This window comes from Mycobacterium sp. B14F4 (assembly GCF_039871645.1).
In the GTDB taxonomy this organism is placed as follows: Bacteria; Actinomycetota; Actinomycetes; order Mycobacteriales; family Mycobacteriaceae; genus Mycobacterium.
Map to the genome: position 1 here is coordinate 713,580 of NZ_JBDPMF010000002.1, position 20,651 is coordinate 734,230.

A 20,651-nucleotide genomic window follows, 5' to 3' on the forward strand; every position below is an offset into this window, starting at 1 on the left:
ACTTGCTTTGTTAGAGGAGCAGCGATGAGGGACGATCCGCGGACCACTCCTGGGGTCCTGGACCGGATCGCCGACCGGTTTTCCGACCACAAAGCGCTGGTCACCGACCATCGCAGCATCACTTACGCGGAACTGCGCGACGAGGTCCGCCGCGCGGCCGCGGCGATGGTCGGCAGCGGGATCAACGCGGGCGACCGCGTCGCGATCTGGTCGCCCAACACCTGGCACTGGGTGGTGGCATGCCTCGCCACGCACTACGCCGGCGGCGTGGTCGTGCCGCTCAACACCCGCTACACCGCGAGCGAGGCCACCGACATCCTGGCCCGGACCGGTGCGCCGCTGTTGTTCGCCTCGGGCGAGTTCCTCGGCGCCGACAAGGCCGCGTCCGTCGACCGTGACGCGCTGCCGGATCTGCGGCACATCGTGCGCGTCCCGATCGAGAAGGACGACGGCACCTGGGATGAGTTCATCGCCGCGGGCACAGACCTCCACGCGGTCGATGCCCGCGCCGGAGCCGTCCAACCCGACGACGTGTCCGACATCCTGTTCACCTCGGGCACCACGGGCCGCAGCAAGGGTGTGCTGTGCGCGCACCGGCAGTCGCTCGACGCGTCGGCCGCCTGGGCGGCCTGCGGACAACTCACCAGCGACGACCGCTACCTGTGCATCAACCCGTTCTTCCACAACTTCGGCTTCAAGGCCGGCATCCTGGCCTGCCTGCAGACCGGCGCCACGCTCATCCCGCAGCTGACGTTCGACCCAGAGCAGGCGATGGCGACGGTGGCCGAACACCGCATCACCGTGCTGCCGGGTCCGCCGACGATCTACCAGACGCTGCTGGACCACCCCAAGCGCGCCGACTACGACCTGTCCTCGCTGCGCTTCGCGGTCACCGGTGCGGCGACGATCCCGGTGGTGCTGATCGAACGGATGCAGACCGAACTGGACATCGATGTCGTGCTGACTGCCTACGGCCTGACCGAGGCCAGCGGGTTCGGCACCATGTGCCGGGCCGACGACGACGCGGTCACTGTCGCCACCACCTGCGGCCGGCCCATAGCGGAATTCGAACTGCGCATAGCCGGAGCCGGGCCGGGCGGTGATGAGACGAGCGTGGGCGAGGTGTTGCTGCGCGGCCCGAACGTGATGCTGGGTTACCTCGACGACCCGGAGGCCACCGCGGCGGCGATCGACACCGACGGCTGGCTGCACACCGGCGATGTCGGCACGCTCGACGAGCACGGCAACCTGCGCATCACCGACCGGCTCAAGGACATGTACATCTGCGGTGGCTTCAACGTCTATCCCGCCGAGATCGAACAGGTGCTGGCCCGGTTGGACGGTGTGGCCGAGTCCGCGGTGATCGGGGTGCCCGACGAACGGCTCGGCGAAGTGGGCAAGGCGTTCATCGTGACCAAGCCGGGCGCCGAACTGAATGAAGAAGCGGTAATCGCTTACACCCGGCAGCATCTGGCGAACTTCAAGACGCCACGCTCGGTCGAGTTCCTCGACGCGCTGCCGCGTAATCCGGGCGGCAAGGTGGTCAAGCCCCTCTTGCGCCAACACAGTGAGAGGGCCTGACATGGACCTGACTTTCGACGACGTCACGTGTGATTTTCAGGCCGAGGTGCGCGAGTTCCTGGCGAAGAACACCGACGCGTTTCCGACGAAGTCCTACGACACCGCCGAGGGTTTCGAACAGCACCGCCGCTGGGACAGGGTGCTGTTCGACGCCGGACTGTCGGTGATCACCTGGCCCGAGAAGTACGGCGGCCGCGACGCCACCCTGCTGCAGTGGGTGGTCTACGAGGAGGAGTACTTCCGGGCGGGTGCACCGGGCCGCGCCAGCGCCAACGGCACCTCGATGCTGGCGCCGACGCTGTTCACGCACGGCACCCAGGAACAACTCGACCGCGTGCTGCCGAAAATGGCCAGCGGCGAGGAGATCTGGGCGCAGGCGTGGTCGGAGCCGGAGTCGGGTAGCGACCTGGCCTCGCTGCGGTCGACTGCCACCAAGACCGACGGCGGCTGGCTGCTCAACGGGCAGAAGATCTGGAGTTCACGCGCACCCTTCGGCGAACGGGCGTTCGGACTGTTCCGGTCGGACCCGGAGGCGCAGCGGCACAAGGGTCTGACGTATTTCATGTTCGACCTCAAGGCCGACGGCGTCACCGTGCGTCCCATCGCACAGTTGGGCGGCGACACCGGCTTTGGGGAAGTGTTCCTCGACGACGTCTTCGTGCCGGACAACGACGTCATCGGCGAGGTGCACGACGGGTGGCGCGCGGCGATGAGCACGTCGAGCAACGAGCGCGGCATGTCGCTGCGCAGCCCCGCCCGCTTCCTTGCCCCCGCCGAACGGCTGGTCGGCGAGTGGGCCGAAGACCGCAACCCCGCGTATGCCGAGCGCGTCGCCGACGCCTGGATCAAGGCGCAAGCGTACCGGTTACACACGTTCGGCACCGTCACCCGGGTCGCCGCAGGCGGTGAACTGGGCGCCGAGTCGTCGGTGACCAAGGTGTTCTGGTCCGACCTCGATGTCGCGATCCACCAGACCGCACTCGACCTGCGCGGCGTCGACGGCGAGCTCGTCGACATGTGGACCGACGGATTGCTCTTCGCGTTGGGAGGCCCGATCTACGCGGGCACCAACGAGATTCAGCGCAACATCATCGCCGAACGGCTTCTGGGACTTCCCCGAAAGTAGACTCATGAACTTCGAATTGGACGAACAGCAGCGTGACTTCGCGGCCAGCATCGACGCCGCGCTGGGCGCCGCCGATTTGCCGGGCGCGATCCGGGCCTGGGCGGCGGGCGACACCGCTCCCGGCCGCAAGGTGTGGGCACAACTGGCCGATCTCGGCGTGACCGCGCTCTCGGTGCCGGAGAGGTTCGACGGCATCGAGGCGCATCCCGTCGATCTGGTTGTAGCGATGGAGCGGCTCGGGCGCTGGTGCGTACCTGGCCCGGTGGTCGAATCCATCGCCGTCGCACCGGTGCTGCTCGCCGACGACGACCGCAGCGCCGCACTGGCTGCCGGTGACCTGATCGCGACGGTCGCCCTGCCACCGCACGCGCCGCGCGCGGTCGACGCGGATAGCGCGGGGCTGGTATTGGTGGGCGCCAACGGCGAAGTCCGCGACGGCACCGCGGGTGCGCGGCACGAGTCGGTCGACCCGAGCCGAAAACTGTTCGACGTCAATGCTTCCGGTGCGGCCAGGCCGGCCGATGTGGCGCGCGCCTACGAGTTCGGCGCGCTGGCCACGGCCGCCCAGCTGGTCGGCGCCGGCCAGGCGATGCTCGACGTGTCGGTCGAGTACGCCAAACAGCGCAGCCAGTTCGGCAACGTGATCGGCAGCTACCAGGCGATCAAGCACAAGCTCGCCGACGTGCACATCGCTGTCGAGCTGGCCCGTCCGCTGGTGTACGGCGCGGCGCTGTCACTGGCGGACGACTCGACGGATACCGCGCGCGATGTGAGCGCGGCCAAGGTCGCCGCCGCCGACGCTGCACTGCTGGCGGCGCGTTCGGCGCTGCAGACCCACGGCGCGATCGGGTTCACCCAGGAGCACGACCTGTCCCTGTGGCTGCTGCGCGTGCAGGCGCTGCATTCGGCATGGGGCGATCCCACCGTGCACCGGCAGCGGGTATTGGAGGCCCTCTCGTGAGCGAAGAACGTCAGCTGCTGCGCGAAACGGTCGCCGCGCTCGTCGACAAGCACGCGTCGCCTGCGACGGTTCGCGAGGCGATGGAGTCGGAGCGCGGATACGACGAGTCGCTATGGAAAATGCTGTGCGAGCAGGTCGGCGCCGCGGCGCTGGTCGTGCCCGAGGATCTCGGCGGCGCGGGTGGCGAACTCGCCGACGCGGCCGTCGTGCTCGCCGAACTCGGCAACGCGCTGGTGCCCACCCCGCTGTTCGGCACCATCCTGGCCGAGCTGGCGTTGCTGGCCGCCGACGAGCCCGACGCCGACGCTTTGGAGGCACTCGCTGAGGGCGTCAAGGTCGGGGCGGTCGTGTTCGACAGCAAGTTCGTCGTCAACGGCGATGTCGCCGACGTCGTGGTCGCCGCCGACGGTGAGCGGCTGCACCGTTGGACGGGGTTCACCGCCGAGCCCGTCGTCGCGATGGATCCCACCCGGCGGCTGGCCCGGCTTGACGGCGGCGACAGAACCGACATCGGCGCGGACCCCGGTCTGGCCGATACCGCCGCACTGCTGCTGGCCGCCGAGCAGATCGGCGCGGCCTCGCGATGCCTGGATCTGACCGTGCAGTACACCAAGGACCGCGTCCAGTTCGGCAGGCCGATCGGCAGCTTCCAGGCACTCAAACACCGCATGGCCGATCTGTACGTCGCGGTGCAGTCCGCGCGTGCTGTCGTCGACGAGGCAATCGCCAACCCGTCGCCCACATCGGCTGCGCTGGCGCGGTTCTCGGCCAGCGAGGCCTTCTCCAAGGTCGCCGGCGAGGCGGTCCAGTTGCACGGCGGCATCGCGATCACCTGGGAACACGACATTCAGCTGTACTTCAAGCGCGCACATGGCAGCGCGCAGCTCCTCGGGCCGCCGCGCGAGCACCTGCGCCGGCTCGAATCCGAGGTGCTCTAGCGTTGTCCATGTGAGCATCTCGCTGCGCGCGGGCATTCCGCCGTTCTATGTGATGGACGTGTGGCTGGCCGCCGCCGAGCGGCAGCGCAGCCACGGCGACCTGGTGAACCTCTCGGCGGGCCAGCCCAGCGCGGGCGCACCCGCGGCCGTGCGCGCCGCGGCCAGGAAAGCGCTCGACACCACCGTCCTCGGGTACACCGTGTCGCTCGGCATCCCGGAATTGCGGGCCGCGGTCGCGAACTCGTATCTCGACCGGCACGGGCTGATCGTCGCCCCGGCCGATGTGGTGATCACCACGGGTTCCTCGGGCGGGTTCCTGCTGACGTTCCTGGCCTGCTTCGACGTCGGCGACCGGGTCGCCATCGCCAGCCCGGGCTACCCCTGCTACCGCAACATCCTCTGGGCGCTTGGCTGCGAGGTCGTCGAGATCCCGTGCGGCCCGCAGACCCGCTTCCAGCCGACGGCGCAGATGCTCGCCGAACTGGATCCGCCGGTGCAGGGCGTCATCGTGGCGAGTCCCGCCAACCCCACCGGAACGGTGATCCCCCCGGACGAGCTCGCCGCGATCGCGTCGTGGTGTGCGTCGTCGGGGGTCCGGCTGATCAGCGACGAGGTGTATCACGGCCTGGTCTACGAGGGCGCGCCTGCGACCAGTTGCGCGTGGGCGACGTCGCGCGATGCCGTTGTGGTGAACAGCTTCTCGAAGTACTTCGCGATGACGGGGTGGCGTCTGGGCTGGCTGCTGGTACCGCAGGAACTGCAGCGCGCCGTCGACCGTCTGACCGGCAACTTCACCATCTGCCCGCCGAGCTTGTCGCAGCTGGCTGCGGTCGCGGCGTTCAGCCCGGAGTCAATCGCCGAATCGGATGCGCTGCTGCATCATTACGCCGCCAACCGGCGGTTGCTGCTCGACGGTCTGCGGGCCATCGGCATCGAGCGGCTGGCACCGACCGACGGCGCGTTCTACGTGTACGCCGACGTGTCGCACCTGACGACCGACTCGTTGTCGTTCTGCTCGAAGCTGCTCGACGACACCGGGGTCGCGATCGCACCGGGCATCGACTTCGACCCCGCACACGGCGGATCGTTCGTGCGACTGTCCTTCGCCGGGCCGACGAGCGACATCGAAGAGGCGCTGCGGCGGATCGGAGCCTGGCTGGGCTAGCGCCGTCACAACTGGAAGGGCGGCGGATCTGCATTGTTCTGTGCTCGTTCGCGTTTGATCCGCTGAGACCGATCAGTGGTGCGCAGTCGCTTCCGCACGGGCATCTTCACGCCGCGGTCGACACCATCGGGTGGCATATCCGGCACGGGCGGCAGTTCGGCGGTCGCGATGTCCCAGGTGGGGAAGATACTTCGACAGCCGGGGTGGGTGGTATAACTGTGCCCTGTCGGCGACGTCCAAGTCGCGGTGCCATCGGCGAGCAGGACCAGCAGCCAGTCGCCGGCCCAGAATGTCTTCAGCAAGTGGTGTTTTCGACACAGGCAAGCCAGATTCGACGGGTGCGTCGCACCGATCGGATGGGGAATGACGTGGTCGATGTCGCAGAACTCCGCGGGCATCGTGCAGCCGGGGAAACGGCACGTGAGGTCCCGGGCGCGCACGAAGCGCGCTAATTTGGCCGACGGGCGGTAGCCGGCTTCGGCATCCTCGCACGGCTGGCTGAGCGGCTGCAGCTTGGCACCGTTGCGAAGTAGTTCAGCCAGCATCGGCGTCGGCAGAATATCGGTACCGGACAAGATCGCGGTACCCGCATCCGCCGAGTTGCGGGTCTCGTTGAGGCTCTTGGCGGCGTCGACGGCGGTCCGGTCGGCGATTACGTTGACCACGACCGAAGACTTCGGCGCGACATTGGTTGCGGCTGCGCAGTCCGGCGATCCACACGCACACGGCAGGTGGTCGTTCCCGTTGCCGAGCGCCCCGAGCGCGTCAGATCTTCTTTGGGCGTGCGTGCGTGGGTCGTCGTCGCATACGCCGGCGGCGATCATCGACGAAAGCTTCCTGTCGAGGACAGCGGCATCAGGGGCGAGCAGCCTGCCCCGGACAGAGGTGAGGCCGGATTCGTCCTCGAAATCTCCGACCGTGAAGTCACGGCTGCGGGCGGTCGTGCGGCTTTCGATGAGCGCATCGCGGTCGAGGCGGTGCACCACGGCATCGACGGCCGCGGTGAGCTTTTCATCGGATAGAGGTCCGAAGGTCAGCACGCGTTCGGCCAGCGCGGCATCGATCTTGGCCCATACCTCGTCGTCGGTGACAAGGCGGGTGCGCCATGTGATCGCCGAGATCACCCGGCCGGTGATCAGCCCCTGCTGGAACATGTGCAAAACCTTCGGCAGGTGATCGCGCAATGTCTCGGCGATGCGCATCTGCCCGGAGGCCTTGCGGTGGCTGATGTTCATTGCGGCGGCGACTTCGGCCGCAGTCGAATCCCACAGGTCGCAGACCCACCACGCGCGCGGATCGTCTTGGTCGTCGCCAACACGGCGCGCAACCAGCTCACCGATCATCGCCGAGCGCATCGCCGCCGCAGCGGCCTCACTTCGAGTGGTCTCGGAGATCGCGGTGATCAATGCCGCGTCGTCGACGTTATCGAACATACATTCGATACTGTCACACTCCACTGACAGAACGCGATCGACCGATTCCCGATAGGGAGGAAATCACCGCTTCTGGTCGGCGTACCAGTCGAGCAGCCCCGGATCGTCGACGGCGCTGCGCTCCACCACTTTCGCGGGGTCGGCGCCCTGGAACAACTTCTTGATCGGCACCTCGAGCTTCTTGCCCGTGCGGGTGTGCGGGACGCCGGGGGCGGCAATGATCCTGTCGGGCACATGCCGCGGGGAGACCTCGTCGCGGATGGTCCTCTTGATGCGATCGCGCAGTTCGTCGGTCAGTTCGGCGCCCTCGCCGAGCACAACGAACAGCGGCATCCAGTACTCGCCGTCGGGTTGCTCGGCGCCGATGACCAACGCTTCGGTGACCTCGGGGATCCGCTCGACGGCCTGGTAGATATCGGCGCTGCCCATCCGGATGCCGTGGCGGTTGAGCGTCGAGTCCGACCGGCCGTGCACGATGACGCTGCCGCGGTCGGTGACGGTGATCCAGTCGCCGTGCCGCCATACCCCCGGAAACATCTCGAAATATGCCGAGCGGTAGCGGGATCCGTCGGCATCGTTCCAGAACGCCACCGGCATCGACGGCATCGGTTTGGTGACCACCAGCTCGCCGACCTCGTTGCGCACGGGGTGGCCGGACTCGTCCCACGAGTCGAGCGCGCAGCCCAGGTAGGGGGCCGACAGCTCGCCCGGCCACACCGGGACGGTCCGGACACCGCCGATGAACGCCGACACCACATCGGTCCCGCCGCTGATCGACGAGACCTGAACGTGCTCGCCGACGTTGTCGCGCAACCAGAGCGACGACGACGGCGGCAGTGACGATCCGGTGATGCCGACCGTCTTCAGCGCCGTCAGGTCGTATTCCTTGCGGGGCACCGCGCCCGCCTTCGCGCAGCCCAGAACGTAACCGGGACTGGTGCCCAGCACGGTGGCCTTGACCCGGGCGGCGATGTCCCACAACGCGTCCGGCCGCGGCGAGTTCGGGCTGCCGTCGTAGCAGACGATCGTCGCGCCCACCAGCAGGCCCGCGACCTGGAAGTTCCACATCATCCAGCTCGGGCTGGTGTACCAGAAGAAGGTGTCGTCGGATCCTATGTCGGATTGCAGCGCAATGGCTTTGAGATGTTCGAGCAGCACGCCGCCGTGGCCGTGCATGATGCCCTTCGGCAGCCCGGTGGTGCCGGAGGAGAACAGAATCCACAGTGGATGCGCGAAGTCGACGGCGGTGGTGGTCAGCGCCGCGCCGCCGGCTGCGCCGGTGAGTTCGGACGCCATGACGGTGGCCCGCAGCGTCGGCAGGCCGTCGCGCAGCGCCGCGATGTCGGCGGTCTTGTCGTGGTGCTTGCCGCCGTAGGTGTAGCCGTCGGCGGTGACCAGGACGGTGGGCTCGAGCTGGCCGAGCCGGTCGAGTGCGGCCTTGGCCGAGTAGTCCTGCCCGCAGGCACTCCAGATCGCGCCGATGCTGGCGGTCGCCAGGAACGCGATGACCGCTTCGGGGATGTTCGGCAGGTAACCGATCACCCGGTCACCCGGCGTCACGCCCAGTGTCTGCAGCTTCTGCGCGAAGGCCGCGGCGCGTCCGAGCAGTTCGGCCCAGGAGATCTCCGTCGTCGAACCGCCCTCGGCGACATGGAGGATCGCGGGCCGGTCGGTGCGGGCGTTGCGCACCACCTGGTCGACGTAGTTGAGACGGGTGCCCGGGAACCATTGCGCGCCGGGCATCTCGGTGGAGGAGAGCACGGTGTCGGGTCTGTCGCCGAGGTCGAAGTAGTCCCACAGCGCCGCCCAGAACGCGGCCGGGTCGTCGACCGACCACTGCCACAGCGACTGGTAGTCGCCGAAGCTTCGGCCCGCGCGGCCCTGCACGAACCGCGCGAAGTCGGTCACTCGCGCGTCGGCGACATCGGTGTCGGTGGGGGTCCACTGCGCGGCAGCGGTCATCGGGCGCTCCACCCGCCGTCCATGGTGTACGACGCGCCGGTCACCATGCCGGCTGCCGGCGAGGCGAGCCAACCGACCAGCGAGGCAACCTCTTCGGGTTCAACGAGCCGTTTGATCGCGCTTTCCTTCAACAGGATCTTCTCCACCACCTCGTCCTCACCGATGCCGTGCGTCCGCGCCTGGTCGGTGATCTGCTTGGTGACCAAGGCGGTTCGAACGTACCCCGGATCGACACAGTTGCTGGTGACGTCGTGCGGCCCACCTTCGAGGGCGGTCACCTTCGACAGCCCTTCCAGCCCGTGCTTCGCGGTGACATATGCGCTCTTGAATTCCGACGCGCGCAGACCGTGCACCGACGAGATGTTGATGATGCGACCGAACCTGTTGGCGTACATGTGCGGCAGCGCGGCGCGGATCAACAGGAACGGCGCCTCCACCATCAGCGCCAGGATGAAGCGGAACCGCTCGGGCGGGAAGTCGGGAATCGGGCTGACGTGTTGCACGCCGGCGTTGTTGACCAGGATGTCGGCCTCGAGCCGCAGCCCTTCCAACGCGGAGACGTCGGAAAGGTCCACCGCCCATGGCCTTCCGCTGATCTCGTCGGCGAGCGTCTTGGCGCCGACGTCGTCGAGGTCGGCCACGGTGACCGTCGCGCCGCGGGCGGCGAGCTCACGCGCGCAGGCGGCGCCGATCCCGCTCGCGCCGCCGGTGACCAGCGCGGTGCGGCCGGCCAGGTCGCTCATACCACTCCCGCCTTCGCGAGTTGCTCACGGTCGGCCTCGTCGAGCGTGGCGAGGTCGATGCCGTTGGTTTCCCGGGTGAACCACGCGGCCACCAGAGTGATCACCGAGGCGCCTGCGAGATAGAGGGCGATCGGCAGCCACGAGTCGAACCTGTCGAGCAGCCACGTCGCGATCGCCGGCGCCAATGATCCGGCGACGATCGAGGTCACCTGATAGCCAAGGGAGACACCGGAATACCGCATCCGGGTCGGGAACATCTCGGCCATGATCGCCGGCTGCGGTGCGTACATGATCGCGTGGATGATGAGGCCGAGAATGACCGCGCCCATGATGGGTAGGTAATTGCCGGTGTTCATCATCGGGAAGGCGAAGAACCCCCAGGTGGCGCCCGCGATGGCGCCGACGATGTACACCGGCCGTCGGCCGAACCGGTCGGACAGCCGGCCCACCTGCGGAATGACGAGGAAGTGCACCGCGTGTGCGGCCAGCAGCCACCACAGGATGTCGCTGGTGTCCGCGCCGACGTGGGTCTTGAGGTAGACGATCGAGAAGGTCACGACGAGGTAGTACATGATGTTCTCGGCGAAGCGCAGGCCCATCGCGGTGAAAACACCACGGGGATAACGCTTGAGCACCTCGACCACGCCGTAGGACACCGCCTTGACGCGCTCGACCTCTTCCTGCGCGGCCATGAAGATGGGTGCGTCCGACACCTTGGTCCGGATGTAGTAGCCGATCAGCACCACCACCGCGGACAACCAGAACGCGACACGCCAGCCCCATGACAGGAACGCCGATTCCGTCAGCACACCGGTCAGGATCAGCAGCACGAGGGTCGCGAGCATGTTGCCGACGGGCACCGCGGCCTGCGGCCAGCTGGCCCAGAATGCACGCTGCTTGTTCGGGCTGTGCTCAGCGACCAGCAGAACCGCGCCGCCCCACTCGCCGCCGACGGCGAAGCCCTGGAGAAACCGCAGCACCACGAGCAGGACGGGCGCCCACACGCCGATCTGGTTGTAGGTGGGCAGGCAGCCCATCAGGAACGTGACGGCGCCGACGAGCAGGATCGCGAACTGCAGCAGCTTCTTGCGGCCGTACTTGTCGCCGAAGTGTCCGAACACCACGCCGCCCAGCGGGCGTGCGACGAACCCGACCGCGTAGGTCAGCAGGGCCGCGATGAGACCCTGCGCCTCGCTGGTGCCCTCGGCGAAGAACACCTTGTTGAAGACGAGCGTGGCCGCGGTCGCGTAGAGGAAGAACTCGTACCATTCGACGACCGTGCCGGCCATCGAGGCGACCACGACGCGTTTGAGGCCGGTCGTGACGGGGGCCGATCCGTTGCCTACCGGCTCGTTTGAGGCACTCATCGGACGCTCCTTCGGCTGTGATGGCGGACACAGACGCCTGTGAGTATTCATGCAGGTACCCATTGCTCGCAATGGCCAAAACTGCAGGAGGTATCTGCAAAAATGCAGTTGTGCCGCCTCCCATGACTCAGCCGTCGGGGCGCCGTCCGAGTGCTGACGACCTGCTGGTTCTGCTCGCGGTCGGCCGCTCCGGCCGGTTCACCACCGCCGCGGAGGAACTGGGGCTCAACCACACGACGATCTCGCGCCGGATCGCCGCCCTCGAGGAGTCGATCGGCGGACGGGTGCTGGCCCGGGTCGGCGGCGCCTGGGAACTCACCGAGCTGGGACGCGACGCCCTCGCCGCGGCGGAGACGATCGAGTCCGCGGTGCGCTCGGTGACCGTCGACACCGGCGGCAACCGCACGCTCGAGGGCGTCGTGCGCATTTCGGCCACCGATGGGTTCTCCGCCTACATCGCCGCGCCCGCGGCCGCGCACGTGCAGCGCGAACACCCGAAGGTGGCGGTCGAGATCGTCGCCGCGACACGACGGGCCACGCAGCAACGCTCCGGCCTCGACGTCGAGGTCGTGGTCGGCGAACCGAAGGTGCACCGCGCCAAGGCGATCCGTCTGGGCGACTACTGCCTTGGCCTCTACGGTGCCCGCGACTATCTGGCCGAGCACGGGACGCCGACGGACATCGCCGACCTCGTCCGCCATCCGCTGGTCTACTTCATCGATTCCATGCTTCAGGTCGACGACCTCGACGTGGCGACCAGTTTCGCCCCCGCCATGCGGGAGTCGGTGACCTCGACGAACGTCTTCGTCCATGTGGAGGCCACGCGGGCCGCGGCGGGCATCGGGCTGCTGCCCTGTTTCATGGCCGACCGCCACGTCGATCTCGTGCGCGTTCTACCCGATGCGGTCGCCGTCCGATTGACGTACTGGCTCGTGACGCGCGCCGAAACGCTGCGTAGGCCGGAGGTCGCCGCCGTCGTCGACGCGATCCGCAGCCGGGTGCGCGATCACCACGACGTGCTGTTGGGCGCGCGCTAGCGTCGAGCCATGCCGTTCATCGACCATCCGAAGGGCCGCGCGTACTACCGCCACTGGGGGGCCGCAGATCCGCGCGCCGCGGTCATCTTCCTTCACGGCTTCGGTGAGCACACCGGCGCCTACCACCGTTACGGATTCGCACTCAACGCGGCCGGAATCGACCTGTGGGCCGTCGACCAGTTCGGCCACGGCCTGAGTCCCGGCACCCGCGGCGACTTCGGGACGATCGAGCAGAGCTCGGAGCTGGCCGACGCGCTGACCGATCTCGCCGCAGGGGAGATCCCGCTCATTGCGCAGGGCCATTCGTTCGGGTCGATCGTCACGCTGTTCCGGCTACTCGATCAGCCCGACCGCTACCGAGCCGCCGTCATCTCCGGCGCGCCGCTGGTACCGATCGCCGAAATGCTCGATGCAGACACGTCTTTCGACCTTGACCCGCGCTGGTTGTCCGACGATCCGTTCTATCTCGACCTGCTGGAGAACGACCCGCTGGCCTTCGTCGAGGCCGACAGTGCACCCTTGGCGCGTGAACTCGACAGGGCGTGGGACCGCTTCGGCGCCGACCTGGCGAAGCTGTCCGTACCGACGCTGGCCGTGCACGGCGTCAACGACCCGATCGCCCAGATCGGCGGCGTGCGGGCCTACGCCGACCAGATCGACGCGCTGCAACTCGCGGAGTTCCCTGGCCACCACGACATCCTCAACGAGACGGTGCACCGCGAGGTGGCGGCGACGATCGTCGAGTTCGTCGGCCAGCGTCTGTAGGCCGGTTCGCCGGCTGAGGGCCTGCCCCGCATCTGCACGAGATCACCGAGGTTGCAAGGCCTTACCCCACGCAAGCGGATTGAGGTTGCGGAACGGATCGCCTTCACGCAACTCCTGCAGTTCGGCAAGGGTCACTTCCAGCGCGCTGCGTGTTCGCCCCTTCACTGTGGTGATCCACGGCTCGGCGCCGACACGAGGTGGTCGTGAGGTGTTGATCGGCGAGGCGAATCGCAGATACATGCGCTGCGGTCGGGGCACGAAGGTCGGACCCCAACCGCGGATGAGCGGAATCCCGGCTCCCGCAACGCCGTGCAGGCGCCCACCGAGGCTCCGGCTCCTCCTCTCCCATGCCCCATTGCGTTCCGCCAGGCTGTGATAGACGTCGTCGCCGCCGACGAGTCCGACAGGAACGATCGGATAATCGTGCGCAATCGCCAGACGGGCGAAGCCGCTGCGGCGTTCCCACTGCAGCGTGTACTCCTCACCTTTGAACTTGAGCATGTCCCGGCCGCCTCCAGGGAACACAAGGAGGGTCTCGCCCTGTCGCATCAATTCTGCGCAGGTGGCCGGTTCGCCCGGAACCGCGCCGGCCGCCTCCAGCACGTCGCGGAAAAGGCCTCTCGCCTCTGACACCTGCCTGGTGGCGAGGCCGCGAACCCGTACACCGAGTTCGCGGTGCACGAAGTAGGGAATCAGAACCACCTCGGCAGAACCGGACATCGTGTGATTCCCGACAAGGAGGAACCTTCCGTCGCGCGGCAAGTTCTCCAATCCGTCGACGTAGACGCGACAGAGATCGACAACGGGAGCCAACCTGTCGGCGATCGCGAAGATCGCTTTCTCGAGAGCCTGCACCCGGGCGGGCTCATCGACGAGGCGGTGCACGTCGACGCCGAGTGAGTCGGTGGGCTTCAAAGATTGCGGCTGCGTCGTCATCGCGTTGGTTTCCGTTCTGTCGACCGTTGATCCCGCCGCCCTCGACTATAGCGCCCCACTGACCAACTGGCGATTTTGGTCAGTTCGTCTTATCGACTTCAAAGGCTGTGTCGAGCGGGTGCGCCGATATAGTCCGTCGGGTGGAGTCAGCCTTCGACGACCTCCCCGAACAGAGTTCCGCCACGGCGGCGCGGGTTCTGACGGCAGCCAACGACCTGCTGCTCGGTCGCGGCGCGAGGGGGTTCACCGTCGCGGATGTGGCCGCGCGAGCGCATGTCGGTAAGGGGACCGTGTACCTGTACTGGCCGACGAAGGAGGACTTGCTGATCGGACTTGTCGGCCGGGGATTTCTGCGCGTGCTGCACGATCTGATACTGAACTTCGAGAGCGATCCCGATCTAGTCCGTCCGTCGCGTTTCTGCCCGACGATGTTGCAGGTCGCGATCGGCCACCCGCTGATCGCCGCCCTGCAGCGCCACGACGACGATCTCCTCGGCGTGCTCGCCGACCATCCCCGCTCTGTGGCGCTCAACCAAGCACTGGGGCCGGGTGCGGTACTGCGCGCGGCACTCCCGCTGTGGCGGCGACACGGGCTGGCCCGGACCGACTGGGATATCGCGGATCAAGCGTTCGCCGTGGAAGCACTCCTCAGCGGTGTCACGATGTCGCTGCTCGCCGACCCGGCCGATACTGGTGATCGACTGGGGATTCTGGGCATCGCCGTCACCGCCTTGCTCGGGCCTGAGCGTCCCAACCAAAAGGGGCTTCGTGCCGCGGCGACGGGCATCGTGGCTTTCCTGCGCGACGGCCAGGCCGCCGCGCTGCGACTCATCGACGATCGAAATTGAATCGGCTAGAGCCAGGTGTCGTCGGTGGTGGCGGTGAGGAACGCCTCGAGGTCGTCGCGCCAGTGCGCGGGCGTGTTCTTGTCCGGCTCGATCCCGGTGTACTGCCCGCGGTAGAACAGCAGCGGGCGCGGCTTCTTGTGCGGCACATCCGACAACGAGTGCACGGCGCCGAACACCACATAGTGGTCACCGCCGTCGTGCACCGAGTGCACCGAGCAGTCGACGTGCGCCAGCGTGCCCTCGATGACGGGTGAACCCAACTTCGAGGCGTACCAGTCGATTCCGGCGAACTTGTCCGGTTCCCTGGAGCCGAATCGCGCCGAGACGTCCTGCTGCTTCTCGTGCAGGACGTTGACGCAGAAGCGGCCGCTGGCCTCGATCGCCTGCCACGATCGCGACACCTTGGTCGGGCAGAAGAGCACCAACGGCGGGTCCAGGGACAGCGCGGCGAAGGACTGGCACGCGAACCCGACAGGGGCACCGTCCTGCATCGTGGTGATCACCGTGATGCCGGTACAGAACTGCCCCATCACATTGCGGAATGTGCGCGGGTCGATCGGTTCGGCTGACACTAGCCTTTGAAACCGACGCTGAAATCGTGGCCCCACAGGCTGACCGCGGTGCTCTCCCGCGCCACCCAGTCGTTGTTGTCGTCGACCTGCAGTCCCTCGCAACCGAACTCGACGTCGAAGCCGCCGGGCGTCTTCATGTAGAACGACAGCATCTTGTCGTTGACGTGGCGCCCCAGCGTGGCCGACATCGGCACCTTGCGGCGCATTGCGCGGTCCAGGCACAGCCCGACGTCGTCGGCCTCGCCGACCTCGACCATCAGATGCACGATGCCGCTCGGCGTCTCGCCCGGCATGAACGCCAGGCTGTGATGACGCGGGTTCACCCCGAAGAACCGCAGCCACGCGGGCGCGCCGTCGGCGGGCCTGCCGACCAGCTGCGGCGGCAGACGCATCGAGTCACGCAGGTAGAAGCCGAGGACGTCGCGGTAGAAGTGCAGCGACTCGGCGTCGTCACGGGTGGTCAGCACCACGTGACCGAGGCCCTGCTCCTCGGTGACGAACCTGTGGCCGTACGGGCTCACGACGCGACGGTGTTCGAGCGCGACACCGTGGAACACCTCGAGGGTGTTGCCCGACGGGTCGTCGAAGGTGATCATCTCGTCGACGCGGCGTTCGGCGAGCTCGGCGGCCGAGGCCTCCTTGTACGGCACGCCCTCGGCGTCGAGCCGGTTGCGAATGTCCTGCAGCGCCGCGGCGTTGGCGGTCTCCCAGCCGGACTGCAGCAGGCGATCGTGCTCGCCCGGCACGATGACCAGCCGCGCGGGGAACTCGTCCATGCGCAGGTACAGCGCACCGTCGGTGTCACCGCGGCCCTCGACCATGCCGAGGACCTTCAGGCCGTACTCGCGCCAGGCCGCGACGTCGGTGGCCTCGATCCGAAGGTAGCCAAGGGATTTGATGGTCATCGTTGCCCTCCCAAGAAATCAATGGTGAGCTTGTTGAACTCGTCGAACTTCTCGACTTGCGCCCAATGACCACACTGCCCGAACACGTGCAACTGCACGCGTGGGATCTGCTTGAGGGCGACGAGTGCGCCGTCGAGCGGGTTGACCCGGTCCTCGCGTCCCCAGATCAACAGCACCGGCTGGCGCAGCTTGTACACCTCGCGCCACATCATGCCGAGCTCGAAGTCCGCGCCCGCGAACGACTTGCCCATCGCCCTGGTCGCCGCCAGAGACTCGGGCTGGCTGGCGATCGCGAACCTCTCGTCGATCAGCTCGTCGGTGATCAGGCTCTGATCGAAGACCATGATGCGCAGGAACTTCTCGATGTTCTCGCGCGTCGGTTCGGCGGCGAACTTGCCGAGCAGCTTGACGCCCTCGGTGGGATCCGGGGCGAACAGGTTGACCGAGAGGCCGCCGGGGCCCATCAGCACCAGCCGGCCGGCCCGCTTGGGGTTGTCGAGTGCGAACCGCACCGCCGTCCCGCCGCCGAGCGAATTGCCCACCAGCGCAGCGCGTTCGATGCCGAGGTGGTCGAAGAGGTTCAACAGCGCGGTGGCGCTGTAGCGGTTGTACTGCTCGTGCTCGGTGTGCTTGTCGGAGTGGCCGTAACCGGGCTGGTCGACGGCGAGCACGTGGAAGTGCCGCGCGAGCACCGCGATGTTCTTCGAAAAGTTCGACCAACTCGACGCGCCCGGTCCGCCGCCGTGCAGCAGCACGATCGTCTGCTCATGGCCGACGCCGGCCTCGTGGTAGTGCAGCCGCATGTCCTCGCGAACCTGGGCGAAGCGCGACGTCGACTCGAAGGTGATCTCGACCTGTTGTTCGGTTTCCTGGATGAAGGAGGTCATCAGGCCGTCCCGTTAAACCATCGTGTCCTGCGGCGGCAGCCCGAACTCGTTGTTGCCGAAGATCAGGTACGCGCGCTCGGGGTCGTTGGCCGCGTGCACCCGGCCGGCGTGGGCGTCGCGCCAGAAGCGTTGCACCGGAGCGTCGTTGTTCAACGCGGTGGCGCCCGATGCCTCGAAGAGCCGGTCGATGGACGCGATGGCACGCCCGGTGGCGCGCACCTGGTCGCGGCGGGCACGGGCACGCAGTTCGAACGGGATCTCCTGGCCCGCCTTGAGCAGCGCGTACTCGTCGCCGACGTTGCCGATCAGCTGGCGCCATGCGGCGTCGATGTCGCTGGCCGCCTCGGCCACGCGCACCTTGGCGAACGGATCGTCCTTGGCCTTCTCCCCGGCGAACGCGGCCCGCACCCGCTTGCCCTGGTGCTCGACGTGGGCGTCGTAGGCGCCGTAGGCCATGCCGACGATCGGCGCCGAGATCGTCGTGGGATGCACGGTGCCCCAGGGCATCTTGTAGACCGGCGCGGTGTTGGTCTGCAGGCCGCCCGCGGTGTGGTCGTTCATCGCCTTGTAGGACAGGAACCGGTGCCGCGGTACGAACACGTCCTTGACCACCAGGTTGTTGCTGCCGGTGCCCTTGAGGCCGACGACATTCCAGACGTCGTCGATCGTGTAATCGCCGAGCGGCATGAGGAAGCTTCCGAAGTCGACGGGACGGCCGTCCTTGATGACGGGTCCGCCGACGAACGTCCACGTCGCATGGTCACAACCCGACGACCACTGCCAGGTGCCGTTGACGAGGTAGCCGCCGTCGACGACGGTCCCCGCGCCCATCGGCGCGTAGGACGAGGAGATCCGCACACTCGGATCGTCGCCCCAGACCTCTTCCTGCGCCCGCTGGTCGAACAGCGCCAGGTGCCAGTTGTGCACTCCGATGATCGAGCTGACCCATCCGGTCGAACCGCAGGCGCCGGCCAGTCGGCGGACGGCCTCGTAGAAGAGGGTCGGGTCGCACTGCAGGCCACCCCACTGCTCGGGCTGCAGCAGCTTGAAGAAGCCGACCTCGTTGAGTTCGCTGACCGTCTCGTCGGGGAGGCGGCGCAGTTCCTCGGTCGCCTGTGCCCGCTTCGCGATCAGCGGCAACAGGTCGTCGATGCCGGCTAAGACCGACTGCACGTCACGCTGTTCAATGGACGTCACTGGTGTGCCTCCCGGTAGGACGGACTGCGATGAGCGCTTGCGCGAAGAGCCAACTGTTTAAACAGAGATTAGAACACGTTACGATTTGTGTCGAGCAGCACGATCCTGCAGCAGCTGGACCTGCACACATGCATTTCTGTAACCTGTTCTAGTTATCGGGGCCAAGGCCGGTTGGAAAGGGTGGACTGGACGTGACCGACGAGCCGCTCGGAAGCCATGTGCTCGAGCTTGAGCTGGCCGATGTCGTCGAGGAGACATCCGATGCCCGATCGCTGGTTTTCACGGTGCCCGTGGGCGCCGAGGTGCCCGCCGAACGGCTGCGCTACGCGCCCGGGCAGTTCCTGACGCTGCGGGTCCCCAGCGAGCGGACCGGGTCGGTGGCCCGCTGCTATTCGCTGTGCAGTTCGCCGTTCACCGACGACCGGCTGACCGTGACGGTCAAGCGCACCGCCGACGGGTACGCGTCGAACTGGCTGTGCGACCACGCGCATGCCGGCATGAAGATCCACGTGCTCGCCCCGTCGGGCACCTTCGTGCCCAAGACCCTCGACGCCGACTTCCTGTTGCTCGCGGCGGGCAGCGGCATCACGCCGATGATGTCGATCTGCAAGTCGGCGCTCGCCGAGGGCAGCGGCAAGGTGGTGCTGATCTACGCCAACCGCGACGAGAACTCGGTGATCTTCGGCCCGGCGCTGGCCGATCTGGCCGCCAAGTACCCCGACCGCCTCGTCGTCGTGCACTGGCTGGAGACCGTGCAGGGGCTGCCGAACGCCGCCGCGCTGACCGGACTGGCCGCGCCCTACGCCGGCCACGACGCCTACATCTGTGGACCCGGTCCGTTCATGGCCGCCGCGGAGGAGGCGCTCAAGAACCTCGGGGCACCGCCCGAGAACGTGCACATCGAGGTGTTCAAGTCGCTGGAGTCCGATCCGTTCGCCGCGGTGGTGATCGAGGCAGACGACAGCGAGGAGGGCCCGGCCACCGCGGTGGTCACGCTCGACGGCGAGACCCACGAGGTCCGCTGGCCGCGCAACGCCAAACTGCTCGACGTGCTGCTCGACAAGGGCCTCGACGCCCCGTTCTCGTGTCGGGAGGGCCATTGCGGCGCGTGCGCGGTGCTCAAGAAGAGCGGCGAGGTCGAGATGGAGGTCAACGACGTGCTCGAGCAGTCCGACCTCGACGAGGGACTGATCCTGGGCTGCCAGGCCAAGCCGCGGTCGGATTCGGTGGAAGTCACCTACGACGAATAACGCGCGGGCTAGCATTCGCCGCACGACCGACTTGGATGTCGCCGCCGAGCGGCTCCGGAAAGGCAGCAGACAGTGAAGCGGTGCGCCGGCGTTCTTGCCGCGGTCTCGGCGATGTGGGGGGCGCTGATCGGCCAGATGCCGCAGGCGGTGGCGGCGATCGACACGGCCGTTGCCACGATTCCCGTCAACGCCGCGCAGACGCTCGAGATGGCCGTGACGGCCAACTGCATCACCGCCGAGGCGAACTGCTTCTTCAACACCCAAGCCAATCTGCGTGCCCCCGAAGGCGTTACCGGCTTCCCCGGCGACCTGTGGGCCCGGCAGACCACCACGCTGCGCACCATGGACCGCAGCGTCTATGTGCATTTCAACTTCGATGCGCCCAACACGCGCTCGTTCAAGTCGTTGACCGACGTCGAGTTCACCACCATCTACTTCGGTGGCGGACCCCCGGAGAAGTTCGTGTTCCGCGGCACCGCCTGGCCGGTCGACGCGCGCACCGGCGGACCGAGGACCGACGTCCCGCTGATCGTCTGCTCGCACATCCAGGTGGTCTACGCCGGGGTGAACCTCACCTCGCCCGACGCCTGCGCCCAGGCCGCGTTCAGCTGACGCGGCCCGCCGCCGTCGGTCGTCGGCGCCGGTTTGAGCGAACGAGAACTGGGAACCCACCTTTGCAACAGCAGTGGAAACGGGTACCTTGGGATCGGTAGAGCAAATTTTGGAGGCCGACGTGGGCTATGCCGGGTTCATCGACAGCTTGCTGGCGATCCTTGACACATCCGGGGCATCTCCGTTCGACAGCGATTTGCCAGAGCATGAGCCGGTCCTGCACATGACCGACGCACCAGTTTGCTCGGTGGGATCCTGATTCCCCAGGCCAGCGGTACCTCGAGCCGTCTCTCAGCAAAGGCTCAAATATTCGCGGTCGTCGATAACCACGCGAATTCAGCAAAGTCGACGACGCTTGCTTCCCCC

At 67.4% G+C, this 20,651-nt stretch carries 19 protein-coding genes; 10 read left to right on the top strand and 9 right to left on the bottom strand.

Features of this window, described 5'->3' with window-relative positions:
• Positions 1–24 precede the first annotated feature (24 nt).
• From fadD3 to ABGB19_RS08765, 5 genes are read left to right on the top strand one after another with little or no spacing between them, the layout of a single operon-like run.
• Entirely contained in the window at positions 25–1,581 is a 1,557-nt protein-coding gene (gene fadD3, locus ABGB19_RS08745) for a 3-((3aS,4S,7aS)-7a-methyl-1,5-dioxo-octahydro-1H-inden-4-yl)propanoate--CoA ligase FadD3 (RefSeq protein WP_347685465.1), read from the top strand.
• Position 1,582: 1 nt separating this feature from the next.
• Complete coding sequence (locus ABGB19_RS08750; protein WP_347685466.1) at positions 1,583–2,707, top strand: acyl-CoA dehydrogenase family protein; 1,125 nt, start codon at positions 1,583–1,585, stop codon at positions 2,705–2,707.
• 4 nt (positions 2,708–2,711) lie between these two features.
• On the top strand, positions 2,712–3,668 hold the full coding sequence (locus ABGB19_RS08755) for an acyl-CoA dehydrogenase family protein (protein ID WP_347685467.1): 957 nt from the start codon (positions 2,712–2,714) through the stop codon (positions 3,666–3,668).
• A complete protein-coding gene (locus ABGB19_RS08760) occupies positions 3,665–4,606 on the top strand; it encodes an acyl-CoA dehydrogenase family protein (RefSeq protein ID WP_347685468.1) in 942 nt (313 codons plus the stop codon). Before ABGB19_RS08755 ends, ABGB19_RS08760 begins: the two co-directional genes overlap by 4 nt.
• Before the next feature lie 52 nt (positions 4,607–4,658).
• On the top strand, positions 4,659–5,771 hold the full coding sequence (locus tag ABGB19_RS08765) for a pyridoxal phosphate-dependent aminotransferase (RefSeq protein WP_347685672.1): 1,113 nt from the start codon (positions 4,659–4,661) through the stop codon (positions 5,769–5,771).
• A gap of 5 nt (positions 5,772–5,776) precedes the next feature.
• Here ABGB19_RS08765 and ABGB19_RS08770 read toward each other — a convergent pair whose 3' ends face one another.
• The 4 genes from ABGB19_RS08770 to ABGB19_RS08785 form a co-directional block, all read right to left on the bottom strand.
• A complete protein-coding gene (locus ABGB19_RS08770; RefSeq protein WP_347685469.1) occupies positions 5,777–7,204 on the bottom strand; it encodes a DUF222 domain-containing protein in 1,428 nt (475 codons plus the stop codon).
• Between the two features lie 63 nt (positions 7,205–7,267).
• Complete coding sequence (locus ABGB19_RS08775) at positions 7,268–9,166, bottom strand: acetoacetate--CoA ligase (protein WP_347685470.1); 1,899 nt, start codon at positions 9,164–9,166, stop codon at positions 7,268–7,270.
• Positions 9,163–9,909 (bottom strand): 3-hydroxybutyrate dehydrogenase, encoded by a 747-nt coding sequence (locus tag ABGB19_RS08780; protein ID WP_347685471.1) that lies wholly within the window; start codon positions 9,907–9,909, stop codon positions 9,163–9,165. The genes ABGB19_RS08775 and ABGB19_RS08780 overlap by 4 nt, the downstream gene beginning before the upstream one ends.
• Positions 9,906–11,276: an MFS transporter gene (locus ABGB19_RS08785; RefSeq protein ID WP_347685472.1), complete on the bottom strand. Its 1,371-nt coding sequence runs from the start codon at positions 11,274–11,276 to the stop codon at positions 9,906–9,908. The genes ABGB19_RS08780 and ABGB19_RS08785 overlap by 4 nt, the downstream gene beginning before the upstream one ends.
• Before the next feature lie 122 nt (positions 11,277–11,398).
• On the opposite strand from ABGB19_RS08785, the gene ABGB19_RS08790 reads away from it, so the two are divergent.
• Both ABGB19_RS08790 and ABGB19_RS08795 read left to right on the top strand, forming a co-directional pair.
• Positions 11,399–12,313: a LysR family transcriptional regulator gene (locus tag ABGB19_RS08790; protein ID WP_347685473.1), complete on the top strand. Its 915-nt coding sequence runs from the start codon at positions 11,399–11,401 to the stop codon at positions 12,311–12,313.
• A gap of 9 nt (positions 12,314–12,322) precedes the next feature.
• Positions 12,323–13,078, top strand: coding sequence for an alpha/beta fold hydrolase (locus tag ABGB19_RS08795; protein WP_347685474.1), 756 nt, complete (start codon positions 12,323–12,325; stop codon positions 13,076–13,078).
• A gap of 42 nt (positions 13,079–13,120) precedes the next feature.
• Here ABGB19_RS08795 and ABGB19_RS08800 read toward each other — a convergent pair whose 3' ends face one another.
• Positions 13,121–14,014 carry a lysophospholipid acyltransferase family protein gene (locus ABGB19_RS08800; protein ID WP_347685475.1) on the bottom strand — a complete coding sequence of 298 codons (894 nt, stop codon included), beginning with the start codon at positions 14,012–14,014 and terminating at the stop codon, positions 13,121–13,123.
• Positions 14,015–14,154: 140 nt separating this feature from the next.
• Here ABGB19_RS08800 and ABGB19_RS08805 point away from each other — a divergent pair, with 140 nt between their 5' ends.
• Positions 14,155–14,862 carry a helix-turn-helix domain-containing protein gene (locus ABGB19_RS08805; RefSeq protein WP_347685476.1) on the top strand — a complete coding sequence of 236 codons (708 nt, stop codon included), beginning with the start codon at positions 14,155–14,157 and terminating at the stop codon, positions 14,860–14,862.
• 5 nt (positions 14,863–14,867) lie between these two features.
• Here ABGB19_RS08805 and hsaB read toward each other — a convergent pair whose 3' ends face one another.
• The 4 genes from hsaB to hsaA are packed head-to-tail and all read right to left on the bottom strand — an operon-like array spanning position 14,868 to position 18,423.
• Positions 14,868–15,434 (bottom strand): 3-hydroxy-9,10-secoandrosta-1,3,5(10)-triene-9,17-dione monooxygenase reductase subunit, encoded by a 567-nt coding sequence (gene hsaB / locus ABGB19_RS08810; RefSeq protein ID WP_347685477.1) that lies wholly within the window; start codon positions 15,432–15,434, stop codon positions 14,868–14,870.
• Positions 15,434–16,339 carry an iron-dependent extradiol dioxygenase HsaC gene (hsaC, locus tag ABGB19_RS08815; RefSeq protein ID WP_347685478.1) on the bottom strand — a complete coding sequence of 302 codons (906 nt, stop codon included), beginning with the start codon at positions 16,337–16,339 and terminating at the stop codon, positions 15,434–15,436. Before hsaC ends, hsaB begins: the two co-directional genes overlap by 1 nt.
• Positions 16,336–17,226: a 4,5:9,10-diseco-3-hydroxy-5,9,17-trioxoandrosta-1(10),2-diene-4-oate hydrolase gene (hsaD, locus tag ABGB19_RS08820; protein ID WP_347685479.1), complete on the bottom strand. Its 891-nt coding sequence runs from the start codon at positions 17,224–17,226 to the stop codon at positions 16,336–16,338. Before hsaD ends, hsaC begins: the two co-directional genes overlap by 4 nt.
• A 12-nt stretch (positions 17,227–17,238) precedes the next feature.
• Complete coding sequence (gene hsaA / locus ABGB19_RS08825; RefSeq protein ID WP_347685480.1) at positions 17,239–18,423, bottom strand: 3-hydroxy-9,10-secoandrosta-1,3,5(10)-triene-9,17-dione monooxygenase oxygenase subunit; 1,185 nt, start codon at positions 18,421–18,423, stop codon at positions 17,239–17,241.
• Between the two features lie 191 nt (positions 18,424–18,614).
• Between hsaA and ABGB19_RS08830 the strand changes: the two genes are divergently transcribed.
• Together ABGB19_RS08830 and ABGB19_RS08835 are read left to right on the top strand one after the other, a co-directional pair.
• Complete coding sequence (locus ABGB19_RS08830) at positions 18,615–19,673, top strand: ferredoxin--NADP reductase (protein WP_347685481.1); 1,059 nt, start codon at positions 18,615–18,617, stop codon at positions 19,671–19,673.
• 72 nt (positions 19,674–19,745) lie between these two features.
• Positions 19,746–20,285: a hypothetical protein gene (locus tag ABGB19_RS08835; RefSeq protein WP_347685482.1), complete on the top strand. Its 540-nt coding sequence runs from the start codon at positions 19,746–19,748 to the stop codon at positions 20,283–20,285.
• Positions 20,286–20,651 lie beyond the last annotated feature (366 nt).

Excerpts from the sequence above, each read along its gene's own strand:
- ABGB19_RS08790 (WP_347685473.1), top strand. The coding sequence starts at position 11,399 with ATGACTCAGCCGTCGGGGCGCCGTCCGAGTGCTGACGACCTGCTGGTT.
- hsaD (WP_347685479.1), bottom strand. The coding sequence starts at position 17,226 with ATGACCTCCTTCATCCAGGAAACCGAACAACAGGTCGAGATCACCTTC.
- fadD3 (WP_347685465.1), top strand. The coding sequence starts at position 25 with ATGAGGGACGATCCGCGGACCACTCCTGGGGTCCTGGACCGGATCGCC.
- ABGB19_RS08755 (WP_347685467.1), top strand. The coding sequence starts at position 2,712 with ATGAACTTCGAATTGGACGAACAGCAGCGTGACTTCGCGGCCAGCATC.
- ABGB19_RS08785 (WP_347685472.1), bottom strand. The coding sequence starts at position 11,276 with ATGAGTGCCTCAAACGAGCCGGTAGGCAACGGATCGGCCCCCGTCACG.
- ABGB19_RS08795 (WP_347685474.1), top strand. The coding sequence starts at position 12,323 with ATGCCGTTCATCGACCATCCGAAGGGCCGCGCGTACTACCGCCACTGG.
- hsaC (WP_347685478.1), bottom strand. The coding sequence starts at position 16,339 with ATGACCATCAAATCCCTTGGCTACCTTCGGATCGAGGCCACCGACGTC.
- ABGB19_RS08770 (WP_347685469.1), bottom strand. The coding sequence starts at position 7,204 with ATGTTCGATAACGTCGACGACGCGGCATTGATCACCGCGATCTCCGAG.
- ABGB19_RS08780 (WP_347685471.1), bottom strand. The coding sequence starts at position 9,909 with ATGAGCGACCTGGCCGGCCGCACCGCGCTGGTCACCGGCGGCGCGAGC.
- ABGB19_RS08765 (WP_347685672.1), top strand. The coding sequence starts at position 4,659 with ATGGACGTGTGGCTGGCCGCCGCCGAGCGGCAGCGCAGCCACGGCGAC.
- ABGB19_RS08750 (WP_347685466.1), top strand. The coding sequence starts at position 1,583 with ATGGACCTGACTTTCGACGACGTCACGTGTGATTTTCAGGCCGAGGTG.
- ABGB19_RS08800 (WP_347685475.1), bottom strand. The coding sequence starts at position 14,014 with ATGACGACGCAGCCGCAATCTTTGAAGCCCACCGACTCACTCGGCGTC.
- ABGB19_RS08775 (WP_347685470.1), bottom strand. The coding sequence starts at position 9,166 with ATGACCGCTGCCGCGCAGTGGACCCCCACCGACACCGATGTCGCCGAC.